This is a genomic window from Nonomuraea sp. NPDC050786 (assembly GCF_040654115.1).
Taxonomy (GTDB): Bacteria; Actinomycetota; Actinomycetes; order Streptosporangiales; family Streptosporangiaceae; genus Nonomuraea.
Genome location: NZ_JBFAHJ010000029.1, coordinates 130220 through 142467, shown reverse-complemented (window position 1 = coordinate 142467; position 12248 = coordinate 130220). Strand labels below are relative to the sequence as shown.

Genomic DNA, 12248 nt, shown 5'->3' with positions numbered 1-12248 from the left:
GACTCAGCCCTTGGTGGCCCCGAGGGTGATGCCCTTGACGAAGTAGCGCTGGGCGAAGGGGTAGGCGAGCAGGATCGGGCCGATGGTGACGGCGGTGAGAGCCAGCCGGAGCTGGTAGACGGGCGTGGCCGCCTCGGCCAGCTGCGGCAGCATCTGCGTGAACGAGATGTTGGAGATGAGGTTCTGCAGCACGAGGGGCAGCGGGAACTTGTGCACGTCGTCGATGAAGAGCAGCGCCATGAACCAGTCGTTCCAGTAGTGCACGGCGTAGAAGAGGCCGACGACGGCGAGGATCGGCTTGGACAGCGGGATCGCGATCGTGAAGAAGATGCGCAGCTCGCCCGCACCGTCGATCTTGGCCGATTCGAAGATCGACTCCGGCAGCTGGCGGAAGGCGCTGACCTGGACGAAGACCAGGAACGGCATGACGAGCAGCGGCAGGATCACCGAGAAGTAGCTGTTCTGCAGGTTCAGGTACTGCGTGACCAGCAGATAGAGGGGCACCAGGCCGCCGGAGAACAGCATCGGCAGGTAGGCGAAGACGGTCAGCGGCCGGCTGATGCCGGGCAGCCGGCGGGCGATCACCCAGCTCAGTCCCGAGGTCACCGCCAGGGACAGGGCCGTGCCCACGACCGTGATGAAGACGCTGGCGAAGTAGGCGTCGAGCACCGCCGGACCCGTGAAGATCATCTTGTAGGCGGTGAAATCGAAGGCAGCCGGGAACAGGCTATATCCGGTGGTGGCCAGCACCGACTCGCTGGTGAACGACCCAGAGATGATCATCCAGAACGGGATCGCGCAGGCCAGCACGAAGAAGGTGACCCCGACGATGCTGACGATGGTGAACGGTTCCAGCTTCTTGCCGCTCATAGGATGCTGGTCTCCTTCGAGTACTTGCGCTGGATCAGCACCGCGATCAGCACGAGGACGAAACCCACCACCGACTGGAAGAGGCCGACCGCGGCGGTCGTGCCGAAGTCGCCGAGCTGGCGCAGGGCACGGAAGACGTAGGTGTCGATGACGTCCGTGCTGTCGAAGAGGGTGCCGTTGTCCCCGACGATCGCGTAGATGGTGCCGAAGTCGCCGTAGAAGATCCGGCCGACCCCCAGCACCAGCAGGACCGCCGCGGTGGGCTTCAGCAGCGGCAGGGTGATGCGCCAGGCCATCTGCGCCCGCGAGGCCCCGTCGATCATCCCGGCCTCGTAGACCTCCTCGGGGATGCCGGTGATCGCGGCGAGGAAGATGACGCTCAGGTAGCCGCCGAGCTGCCAGACCTTCACCACGGTGAGGATCCACGGCCACGGTCCGGGCTCGGTGTACCAGTCGACCGTGGGGAAGCCGAGGCCCCCGAGGGCGTCGTTGACCGCCCCGCCACCGCCGGAGGCCCCGGCGAGGAGCACCTGCAGGATGATGCTGATCACGACCGGGGAGACGAAGTAGGGGAAGAAGACGACGGACTGGGAGACCCGCTTGAAGAAGGTGCTGCGGATCTCGTTCAGCATGATCGCCAGGATCATCCCGGCGGCCAGCGTCGCGACCAGGAACAGGACGTTGAGGAAGAGCGTGTTGAACAGGATCCGCGCCGCGTCCCCGGACTCCAGGAAGTAGGCAAAGTTCTCCAGCCCGTTCCACGGGCTGCCGAAGATCCCCAGGTTGACGTCGAACTGCTTGAACGCCACCACCAGGCCGGCCATCGGCAGGTAGTTGAAGACCAGGAAGAAGACGACCGCCGGGAGCGCGAGCAGCCCGATCGACCAGCTCACGCGGGCTGCCTTGCGCCGGTCGCGGCGCCTGGGCGGCGGCCCCGCGGGCGGTCCCGTCTGAGGCTCTTGCCTCGTCTGTAGCGTGCTCATCACCGAAGTCCCGTCTGAGGCGGCAGCAGGTGGATCCGATAGAAACCGGTCGCTGCGAACGCTACGTCCGACCGGCGGACACGTTCAAGGCTGCGTTACGGAGACGTTACACATCTTCCCTGGACAGGGAGAGAACCAGGTAGTCCGCTCGCGGAGATCGGTCGGGTCGGACCGTTGACCATGCGAAGCTGTGCTTCTACTTTAGAAACCGGTCTCTATCCGAATGGAGGGCTCTCCCTGTGTCCCCACGCCCGAAGGCGCTGTTCGCCATGAGCGAGGAACATCTCGCCCTGCTCTTCCCCGCGCCCTTGCTGCGGCGGCTGGACACGCTGGCCGACATCGACGTCACCCTGGTGGCCGAGCGCTTCGACGACCCGCGGCTGCCCCTGGCCGACACCGAGATCCTGCTCACCGGCTGGGGCTGCCCGCCGCTCGACGAGGCCCTGCTCGCCGCCGCCCCCCGCCTGCGCGCCGTGCTGCACGCGGCCGGCTCGGTGAAGAGCCTCGTCACCCCCGCCTGCTGGGAACGCGGCCTGCTGGTCTCCTCGGCCGCCGCGGCCAACGCCGTCCCGGTGGCCGAGTACACCGTCGGCATGATCCTGCTGGCCGGCAAGGGGGTCTTCGCCCTCAACGAGCGCTACCGGCGCGACCGCGCCTTCACCCTGGCCAAGATCGAGCAGGGGATCGGCAACAACGGCCGCAGGGTCGGCGTCGTCGGAGCCTCCCGCATCGGCCGCAAGGTTCTCGAGCTGCTGGCGCCGTACGACCTGGACCTGTGTCTGTACGACCCCTACACCCGGGTTCCCGGCGTACCGCAGGCGTCGCTGGAGGAGCTGCTGCGCCGCAGCGACATCGTCAGCCTGCACGCCCCCGCCACCCCCGAGACCCGGCACATGCTCGACCGCGGGCGGCTGGCGCTGATGCCGGACGGCGCAGTGCTGATCAACACCGCGCGCGGGTCACTGGTCGACACCGACGCGCTGGTCGCCGAGCTGAGGTCGGGGCGGCTGTCGGCGATCCTCGACGTCACCGAGCCCGAGCCGCTGCCGTCCGGCTCGCCCCTGTTCGACCTGCCCAACGCCTTCCTCACCCCGCACATCGCCGGCTCGCACGGCAACGAGCTGGCCCGGATGGGCGCCGTCGTGGTGGACGAGCTGGAACGGCTGGCCGCCGGGCTGCCGCTGGCCCACCGGGTCAACCACGACGACCTCGACCGCGTGGCCTGATACCCGGGGCCTGACACACGGGGCCTGACACACGGGGCCTGATACACGGGGCCTGATACACGGGGCCTGATACACGGGGCCTGATGTGGCGGCGCGCCCCCGTGTGGCGCGGGGGGCGCGCCGTCCGCGACAATCGAGCTGCCCTGCTCCGCCCGAGGAAAGGTGCGTCTTGCCACGAAAGCCGGAAAAGCCCCAGCACGCCGCACAGGAGGCGACGCCGCGGAAGGCCGCTGCCGTGGATGACTCCGAGCGCGCCACCATCCGCGACGTCGCCGCCCGGGCCGGGGTCTCCGCCTCCACCGTCTCCCGGGTGATCAAGGGCGACTACCCGGTCGCGCAGGCCACCCGCACCCGCGTGCTGCGCGCCATGCGCGAGCTGGACTACGTGCTCAACGTGCACGCCCGCGCCCTGTCCGGGGCCAGCACCAAGATGGTCGCCTTCGTGCTCGACGACGTCACCGGCCCGTCCTTCGCCTACGTCGCCAAGGGCGTCGAACAGCAGGCCACCGCCGAAGGCCGCCTGTGCCTGGTCTGCACCACCCACGGCGACCCGGCGCGCGAGCTGACGGTGGTCGAGGCCATGCGCGAGCAGCGGGCCGACGCGGTGATCCTGGTCGGCGGCGGCTCGGCCGACGACGCCTACCGCCGCCGCATGACGCACTTCGCGCACGCCCTGGACAAGGCCGGCTCGCGGCTGGTGCTCTGCGGCCGTCCCCCGCTCGGTGACGACGTGCCGACCACCGTGGTCGAGTACGACAACGAGGCCGGCGCCTACGCCATGACCAGCCACCTGCTCTCCCGCGGGCACCGCCGGATCGTCTACCTCGGCGCCGCCACCGCCGAGGACCAGAACACCACCAAGATCGACCGCGTGCACGGCTTCCGCCGCGCGCACGAGGACTACGGCGTGCCGTACGACCCGGACCTCATCCTGCCGAGCCACTTCTCCCGCAGCGCCGGCTACGAGGCCACCAAGCGCCTGCTGGCGGTCGGGGCGGAGTTCACCGCGATCTTCGCCGGCACCGACATGGTCGCCGCCGGCGTGCTGGCCGCGCTGCGCGAGGCGGGCGTGCGGGTGCCCGAGGACGTGTCGGTCGCGGGTTACGACGACATCCCGCTCGCCGCCGACCTGGTGCCCGGGCTGACCACGGTGCACATCCCCACCGAGGAGCTGGGCCGCACCGCCGTGCGGCTGGCCTTGGACCTCAGCCGGCCGCAGCACGTCGTCCTGGGCACCCACATCGTGGTCCGCGGCTCGGTCGGCAAGCGGACCGTCACTCCCCTCTAGCGCGGCCGGTCGGGGAATCGAAGGTCAGCGCGCGTGCAGGCGCCAGGGCAGGCGGACGGTGATGAACTCATCGTCGTCCGGCCGGCCCGGCGTGCGTCCCGACGAGAAGGGGAAGTTGTTGTCGTTGAGGACCCCGATCGTGCGGTCGTCCAGGATGACGACGTCCTCGATGGTCTGGAACGGGAAGCGGAACGTCCCCCCTGACCCGCCGAGCCCCTTGGGGTCGGCCAGGTCCAGCAGGTCGGCGGCCAGGGTCTTGTCCAGCGCGCCGTCGTGGTCGCGGTCGCGGGTGTCGGCCAGGTAGACGCGCTTGAGCGCGGCGGCGTCGCCCTGGTTGTTGTCCCGCTCGATGATCAGGAAGCGGTGGTCGTCCACCACGATGGCGTCGCCGATCGCGTTGGCCGGGCTGTCCAGCCGGTACGTCCAGCGCCGGCCGGTGTAGGCGCGCCTGCGGACGTCGAACTCGTTCATCCGCAGCGTGCCCGCGGGGTCGCCGCTGACCGTCCCCTCCAGCAGCGGATAGAGCCGCCGCCCGTCGGCGGAGCGGGCCATGCCCTCGAAGCCCTTGCTGCCGGCCAGGTTGGGGGTGGCGCCGTTCAGCGTGGGGTTCTCGGGCGCCTTGACGCCGGGCAGCTCGATCGGCGCCTCCAGCAGCGTGCCGTTCGCCGAGAAGTGCAGCAGGAACGGGCCGAACTCGTCGCCGAGCCAGTACGTGCCGTCATCCGCCCGCACGATCGACTCCACGTCGAAGTCGGCGCCGGTGAGCCTTCGATCGGCCCTGGTCAGCGGCCACGACACGCGCCGGTCCGGGTCGGACAGGTTGAACCCGCCCAGCACCTGTACGGTGCCGGCGCGGAAGTCCGGCTTGATGCGGTGCACGCGCAGCAGGAAGTCGGCGCTGTTGTTCTTGGCTCCGTACCCGTTGTCGGACAGCACGTCGAAGGTGCCGTCACCGCGCCGGACGATGCCGCTGAACCCCTGGACCGGCTGGCCGGGGAAGGGCGGGGTGACCCCGTTGACGGGGGCCGTGCCGAGCTGCGATCCGGACGGCTCGCTGCCGGGCACGAAGGTCTGTGCCGGGAGTGAGGCGAACCCGGTCAGCATGGCCCGGCCCGTGCCCTCCGGCTCGGCGTCGGCGTAGGAGGCGGGACCGGCCGAGGCGGCGAGGCTCAGGGCGAGCACGGCGGAGCCCACCGCCAAAGGGATGCGTTTCATGCCGGGCAGGCTAAAGGTGTCATATGACGCGATTCCCAACACCACGTGCACAGAGCGTTCACCTTTGGCCGCCCGGCCGGGCCTGGTGAGTGCTGTCGCGCTGGAGCGGGCGTATCGCATTTGTCGGACATACCCCTCGTCGCCCGCTCCCTCGCCACACGCCCCGCCGGATAGGCCGGATGTACGCCTTATGAGAGTAGGCTCTTAATGCTGTATTTCGTGCGTAAGCATCCGTAAGCCATCATCCTGCTGAGCTTGGGGAAGGTACGTGTGCCCAGTTTCAGTCCTCTGCGGCCGACCGACCCGCGCCAGGTGGGTCCTTACCGGCTGACGGGCTATCTGGGCGCGGGCGGCCAGGGCACCGTGTACGCCGGAGAGTCGCCTGAGGGCCAGGTCGTCGCGATCAAGGTGCTGCACGCCCGGCTGTCGGAGGAACCCCAGGCCCGCGAGCGGTTCCTCCAGGAGATCGCCGCCACCCGGCGGGTACGGCAGTTCTGCACGGCCCGGGTGCTGGACGCCGACACCAGCGGGGACCAGCCGTACGTGGTCAGCCAGTACGTCGAAGGCATCTCGCTGAGCCGGCTCATCGCCACGCAGGGGGTACGCGACCCTGACGCGCTGGAGCGGCTGGCGGTCGCCACCGTCACCGCGCTGGTCGCCATCCACCAGGCCGGCATCGTGCACCGCGACTTCAAGCCCAGCAACGTCGTCTGCGGTCCTGACGGGCCCCGAGTGATCGACTTCGGGCTGGCGCGTGCTCTGGACTCCACGGTCGCCGAGAACAGCGACATTCTCGGAACGCCGGCTTACATGGCGCCGGAGCAGTTCAGTGCCGGCGTGGTGACGGCGGCGTCGGACATGTTCAGCTGGGCCGCCACCATGGCCTACGCGGCGAGCGGGCGGCCGCCGTTCGGGAACGACAGCATCCCGGTCATCTTCCAGCGCATAATCAACGAGGAGCCGAACCTCACCGGGCTCACCGAGCCGGTGCGGTCACTCGTGGTGGCGTGCCTGAACAAGAATCCCGCGGCCCGGCCATCGGCAACCGACCTGCTGTTCAACCTGCTCGGCCACGGCGTACCCGAACCCGCGAGGGAGGCGACAGGCCAGGAATCCCTCTTCTCGGTCGGGACGCGGCCGCAGGAGAGCGGTGGCGAGGGTGCCGCGTCCCAGACGGGCGCGCCGTCGCTCGCGGGATCGCCCTCGCTGTCCGGCTTGTCCTCGCAGTCGGGTCCGTCCTCACCGGGAGGTTGGTCGTCCCCGTCGGGCCCGTCGTCGCAGGGGGGATGGTCGTCCCCGTCGGGTCCGTCGTCACGGTCCGGTCCCACCTCGCTTTCCGGCTCGTCGTCACAGTCCGGTCCCACCTCGCTTTCGGGTCCGTCGTCCCTGGTCTCGGGCGGGGTGTCGCTTCCCGACGCGGGGATGATCCCGGTGACGGAACCGCCGGTGGGTCCGCGCGTTCGCGCCGGTCTCAAGTCGCGGCGCACCCTGGTAACCGCGTCCCTCGGGCTAGTGGCTGCCGGGGCCGTCGCGACGGGTGCTTACTTCGCCTTGGTCAAGCCGGCAGCGCCCACGGTCGTGACGCGACCCACCGTCGTCCCGGGGCCTACGACGCCGGTGATTGAGCCGGAGGTGACGCGGACCCTGTCTCCGGGCCCCGCCTACGCTGTCGCGTACAGCCCGGACGGGAAGACGTTCGTGACCGGCGGCGCCGAGGGGACCGTGCGGCTGTGGGACGCGGCCACCCGCCGCGTCACCGCCTCGCTCGACGGCCACACCAAGGGCGTCCACGCGGTAGCGTTCAGCCCGGACGGCAAGATGCTCGCGACGGGGAGCGACGACGGGACCGTACGGCTGTGGAGCCTGCCCTCGGGACGTGGCACGGGCACGCTCACCGGCCACACCGGAGGGGTCGGGTCGCTGGCGTTCAGCCCGGACGGCAAGACCGTGGCCAGCGCCAGCCACGACCGGACCGTGCGGCTGTGGAACGCCGCGACCGGCGACGGCACCGCGATCCTGGCCGGCCACACCGACTGGGTGGACTCGGTGGCCTTCAGCCCGGACGGCGCCACGATCGCCACGGGCAGCCACGACCGCACCGTGCGGTTGTGGAACGCCGCGACCGGCGAGGGCACTGCCGTGCTCTCCGGCCACCGCTACTGGATCTTCTCGGTGGCCTTCAGCCCGGACGGGAAGACCTTGGCGAGCGCGAGCGCCGACCGCACTGTCCGGCTGTGGGACGTCGCCGCCCGCAAGGAGCGGACCGTGCTCGCCGGTCACCGGGGGTGGGCCACCGCGGTCGCCTTCAGCCCGGACGGGAAGACGCTGGCCAGCGGCGGTTATGACCGCAAGGTACGACTGTGGGAGGTGGCGAGCGGACGCGGCACCGGCGAGCTGGACGGGCCGGCCGACTGGGTCTACTCGGTGGCGTTCAGCCGGGACGGTACGACCGTCACCGGGGTTGCCGGTGACGCCACGCTGCGAGTGTGGGACACGCCCTAGGAACTACCGGTCCTGTGCTCACAGGGTGGTGGTGTACGCGCTAGGGGGTACCGGTCTCGTCCGAGGACAGCGAGCGCCGCCACACGGTCGGCTCGTCGCCCTGGCCGGTGGCCGTGGAGCCCACGCCGACGAGCTCACCGTCCACCGCGGTGAACGCTGTCAGCCGCTGGTCGCCCGGGCCGGACATGCCGTTGCCGCGCGGCTGCTCCGGCTGCCAGGAGCGGCCGTCGGCCGAGGTCCAGATGACCACGTCGCCGGGCCTGCCCACGGTGCCGGCCACGATGAAGCCCCGCGGGGTCGCGGCCACGGCGGTGACGCTGGACTGCTCGCCGGCCACCACCGGCAGAGAGATCGACTGCCAGCTCCGGCCGCCGTCGACCGACGCGTACCCGAACGCGGCCGTGCCCGTGCCGTTGCCGGTGACGGCCGTACCGGCGGTCACCAGGATGTCGTCGTGGGAGGCGATGTGGGACAGCCAGCCCTCGTTGACGCCGGCCGGGATCGGCAGGCGTGTCAGCGACCACTTGCGGCCGTCCGGCGAGATCCACACGGTGGGGCGGCGGATGAAGACGCCGCCGTAGGCGTTGGGGTCGGTCACGCCGCCGGCGGCTACGAAGCCGAACAAGCCGCTGGTCACGGAGTTCATCCACCGCCTGGTCGTCGGCGTGCCGACGAGGTTGTCCTCGCCCGCCGGCATGCCGCGCTCCCAGGTCTTGAGGTCCGGCGACCACCAGGTGCCCGCGCCGAAGCCGTCCTCGCCCACGATCACGTAGCCGTCCGGTCCGGCGGTGACGCCGCGGGCGATCAGCGGGTTCGTGCCGCCGGGCTGGAACGCCGCCGCGCCGTCGGCCCGCCGCCAGCTCTCGCCGTCCGCCGAGGTGACGACCAGGGGGCGGCTGGGCGTCCGGCCGCTTGACCCGACCGCCAGCCAGCCGGCGAAGCCGGGCGTGACGCCGGTCAGCCGCTGCCGCCCCTGGCCGGCCAGGGTCTTCTCCTTGTCCTGGACACGCCGCCAGGTGTCCCCGTCCGCGGAGGTCCAGACGGCGGCATCCCCGTTGGCGCCGCCGACTGCGACCACCCGGCCGTCGGCCGTGCCGAGAGCGTCCACGACCTTGCCGCTCCCGGAGGTGTTCGGGATGCCGGTGGGGACGTCCTTCCCGGCCTTGTCGCGTACCGCGAGCAGGGCGCCCGTGCCGCTGTGGGCCGCGTCGGCGCCCACTACGACGGTGTTGTCCGCCACCGCGGTGGCGTCGCGTACCTCGACGCCGTCGGCCGTCGTGCCGGCCGGCTGCCAGGAGCGGCCGTCCGTGCTGCGGATCAGCCGGACCCCGCTGTCGGTCTCGACCGCTGCGACCGCGGTCTGGGACGTGGCAGTCAGCCGTAACAGGCTCCGGAAGCCCGGCATCTCGATCTTCGCTGCCGTCGTCCAGTGCACGCCGTCGGGCGAGGTGTAGGTCGTCGCGCGGGAGCCTTCCTGGCGTACCGCGAGCATGGTCGTCGCGGTCGCCGCGAAGGTAAGCTCCGGCTTGCGCGACTTGCCCGGGACGGCGAACGCCTGCCAGGTGTTGCCGGCGTCGGTCGAGCGCCAGGTGATGTCGTACGGCTTGATGGAGCTCTCGCCGCGGACCACGATGGCGTTCTTGACGCTCGCCACGTCGGTGAGGGCAAGGGTGCCGCCGGTCGGCGGGTGGAGCCGCCAGCCGGCCCGGCGTTCCCAGCTCCGGCCGTCACGGGACAGCCACACCACCGGAGAGGCGTCGGTGAAGTCGCCCTTGGCCGAAGTCTGTCCCACGGCGGTGAAGCCGTTCCCGGTCCACGCGACGTCGGCGACCCGGTCGCGCGGGCCGAAGGCGAGGCTGGCGGTGGCGTCAGGCTGGCGGGTCCACGCCGCGCCGTCCGGGCTCGTCCAGACGACGCTGCCGCCGACGCGGTCGCCGAGTGCGACCCAGCCGGCGGGGCCCGCGGCGAGCCGGCGGGGGATCTCGCCGGCGACGGGTGGCTCGCCCTTCGGGGTCCGGACCTGAGCGCGGGCGAAGGTGCGGCCCGCGTCCTTGGACAGGAAGAACTCGGTCCGGTAGCCGGAGTCGGCATCCTCGCCGCCCGCGATCACCACCGTGGCGCCCATGGCGGCGACGCCGTTGAGCTCCAGCTGCCGGCCGTCGGCGCTGCCGGCCGGACCCGCCGCGAACAGGTTGCCCGCCAGCTCCGCCACCGGCTCGTCGCTCTGCCGGGAGGCCACCAGCACACCGCTCGCCACGACGATCGCGAAGGTGACGGAGGCGCCGCCGATCAGCAGCGAACGGAAGCGCTTCTTCCGGCCCGCAGGCATCGGGTCGGTCGGCGAGTAGCCGACGTCGGAGTCGGTCAGCTCCGTGGTCGGTGGCAATGACGGCAGCGACGGACGAGAGAACGGCAGCGAGGGCTGGGAGAGCCGTTCTTCCGGTGGCAGTGACGGCTGGGAGAGCCGCTCGTTCACCTGCTCGGGCGAACCGTCCCGATCGCCCGTCTCGCTCCTCCAACCACCTCCGGTCACCGCAGCCTCTCCCTTTGGTATTCTCCCGGCCAGGACGGAGCCCCTCGCCGGAAGTCATTATTTATGGGAAGCGCGACGAAACGAAGTCCGAGCGCCAGCCGGTCCGATGACGGCGACTGACCGCCCGGCCCGTTCCCGCACCCGGATCCTCGCCGCGGCGATCTGCGCCACCGTGGTCGTGACCAGCGCGGCAGGGGTGCGCACCATCGGCGAGACGCCTTTGGACGGGGCTCGGAACAGGGCGACGACGCCGCCCGCCCAGTCGATCGAGCCTCCGCCGCTGGCACTGCCCGAGGCCTCCTGGCAACTGAGCTGGTCCGACGAGTTCAACGGGCGGGGCCGGCCCGCCAAGTGGACCGCCCTGTCCGGCACGAGCTGGTCGAACCGGAAGGCGCTGCACTACTACACCCCTGCGAACGCGGTGCAGGACGGCTCCGGCCGTCTGGTCATCTCCGCCCTGCGGACGCGGGGTGCGGACCGGCCGGCCTGCTGGTACGGCCGGTGCGACTACAGCTCCGCCCGGCTGGAGACCAGAAAGACCTTCGACCAGGCGTACGGGCGGTTCACCGCGCGTATCAAGCTGCCGCTCGGAAAGGGGCTGTGGCCGGCGTTCTGGCTCAAGCGCAGCGACGCGGGCCGCTCCGGCTCGACGACGTACGGCGAGATCGACATCATGGAGAACCGCGGCCACGAGACGCATCTCGTCAGGGCCTACACCCACTCCAAGGGCCGCAAGGGCGGTGGCCAGATCACCCTGCCGGAGCGGCTGGACGCCGGTTTCCACGTGTACGGCGTCGACTGGACGCCCCAGAGCATCACCTGGTGGGTGGACGGCAAGCCGTACGCCCAATACCCGCGCTATCCCGGCTGGCCGTTCGACAAGCCCTTCTACCTGATCCTCAACTTGCAGGTGGGTGGCAGCTGGGTGGGAAACCCCAGCACCGCGACGCGCTTCCCGGCGCGGATGGTCGTCGACTGGGTGCGGGTGTACCGCCAGCGCTGAGCGCACCCTTCACCGCATTGCCGGAATTGCGAAATGTCCAATTGGAACGGTCCCAAATAACCTTTGTACGGTTGTGACCGTCATTCTGGGGCGGTAGCCCCTTTCGGGGTATTACGATCAACAGTCCCATTAGCATCGTGGTGAACACACGCCGTAAATGACGCGATTATTTCCCCGTTTCCCGTCCTTAACGACTGCCGCCCTGGTCGGCGCGGTCGTCGTCGTGGCCGCGCTCGGCGCGCAGACCGAGCGGGGGCGCGACCTGCTCCTCACGGCAGGGCTGGCCGGCACGCCCGCCGGGTACACCGAGCTGGCGTTCGCCGCCCCCCAAGCGCTGCCGTCGCGCATGCCTGCCACGTCGTTCCTGGTGCCGCCCTCCTTCACCATCCGCAACGTCACCGGACGGCAGCGCGAGTACAGCTGGTCGGTACGCCTGGCGGAGTCGGGCAGGACCCGTACCGTCGCCAGCGGGCGGGTGACCCTGGCTGACGGGCAGCCGGTGACGATCACGCCGCCCACGAAAGCGCTGTGCGAGCCCGGCCCGATCGCTCTCGGAGTCCTGCTGGAAGGCGGCGAGGCCATCGCGTTCCGCGCTGCCTGCTCCGCGGACATCGACAAGGGGTAGGCG

Annotated in this window: 9 protein-coding genes; 5 read left to right on the top strand and 4 right to left on the bottom strand. The window is 70.8% G+C overall.

The annotated features are described in order from the left end of the window. Positions 1–3 precede the first annotated feature (3 nt). Together AB0H84_RS39700 and AB0H84_RS39695 are read right to left on the bottom strand one after the other, a co-directional pair. The gene (locus AB0H84_RS39700; protein WP_357616640.1) at positions 4–870 is read right to left on the bottom strand and encodes a carbohydrate ABC transporter permease; all 867 of its coding nucleotides are present in this window, start codon (positions 868–870) and stop codon (positions 4–6) included. Further along, entirely contained in the window at positions 867–1763 is an 897-nt protein-coding gene (locus tag AB0H84_RS39695) for an ABC transporter permease subunit (protein ID WP_357616637.1), read from the bottom strand. Before AB0H84_RS39695 ends, AB0H84_RS39700 begins: the two co-directional genes overlap by 4 nt. A gap of 329 nt (positions 1764–2092) precedes the next feature. Here AB0H84_RS39695 and AB0H84_RS39690 point away from each other — a divergent pair, with 329 nt between their 5' ends. Together AB0H84_RS39690 and AB0H84_RS39685 are read left to right on the top strand one after the other, a co-directional pair. Further along, complete coding sequence (locus AB0H84_RS39690; RefSeq protein ID WP_357616634.1) at positions 2093–3079, top strand: hydroxyacid dehydrogenase; 987 nt, start codon at positions 2093–2095, stop codon at positions 3077–3079. A 235-nt stretch (positions 3080–3314) separates the two neighbouring features. Continuing rightward, positions 3315–4367, top strand: a complete 1053-nt coding sequence (locus AB0H84_RS39685) for a LacI family DNA-binding transcriptional regulator (protein ID WP_357616631.1) — start codon at positions 3315–3317, stop codon at positions 4365–4367. 24 nt (positions 4368–4391) lie between these two features. On the opposite strand, the gene AB0H84_RS39680 is transcribed toward AB0H84_RS39685, so the two are convergent. Next, positions 4392–5582 (bottom strand): esterase-like activity of phytase family protein, encoded by a 1191-nt coding sequence (locus AB0H84_RS39680; RefSeq protein WP_357616628.1) that lies wholly within the window; start codon positions 5580–5582, stop codon positions 4392–4394. 255 nt (positions 5583–5837) lie between these two features. Between AB0H84_RS39680 and AB0H84_RS39675 the strand changes: the two genes are divergently transcribed. Next, positions 5838–8084, top strand: a complete 2247-nt coding sequence (locus AB0H84_RS39675) for a serine/threonine-protein kinase (RefSeq protein WP_357616625.1) — start codon at positions 5838–5840, stop codon at positions 8082–8084. 40 nt (positions 8085–8124) lie between these two features. Here AB0H84_RS39675 and AB0H84_RS39670 read toward each other — a convergent pair whose 3' ends face one another. Then, positions 8125–10617, bottom strand: a complete 2493-nt coding sequence (locus AB0H84_RS39670) for a hypothetical protein (RefSeq protein WP_357616622.1) — start codon at positions 10615–10617, stop codon at positions 8125–8127. Between the two features lie 106 nt (positions 10618–10723). Between AB0H84_RS39670 and AB0H84_RS39665 the strand changes: the two genes are divergently transcribed. Together AB0H84_RS39665 and AB0H84_RS39660 are read left to right on the top strand one after the other, a co-directional pair. Next, entirely contained in the window at positions 10724–11620 is an 897-nt protein-coding gene (locus tag AB0H84_RS39665) for a glycoside hydrolase family 16 protein (protein ID WP_357616619.1), read from the top strand. Positions 11621–11777: 157 nt separating this feature from the next. Next, positions 11778–12245, top strand: a complete 468-nt coding sequence (locus AB0H84_RS39660; protein ID WP_357616616.1) for a hypothetical protein — start codon at positions 11778–11780, stop codon at positions 12243–12245. The last annotated feature ends 3 nt before the right edge of the window (positions 12246–12248 follow it).

Excerpts from the sequence above, each read along its gene's own strand:
- AB0H84_RS39665 (WP_357616619.1), top strand. The coding sequence starts at position 10,724 with ATGACGGCGACTGACCGCCCGGCCCGTTCCCGCACCCGGATCCTCGCC.
- AB0H84_RS39660 (WP_357616616.1), top strand. The coding sequence starts at position 11,778 with ATGACGCGATTATTTCCCCGTTTCCCGTCCTTAACGACTGCCGCCCTG.
- AB0H84_RS39700 (WP_357616640.1), bottom strand. The coding sequence starts at position 870 with ATGAGCGGCAAGAAGCTGGAACCGTTCACCATCGTCAGCATCGTCGGG.
- AB0H84_RS39680 (WP_357616628.1), bottom strand. The coding sequence starts at position 5,582 with ATGAAACGCATCCCTTTGGCGGTGGGCTCCGCCGTGCTCGCCCTGAGC.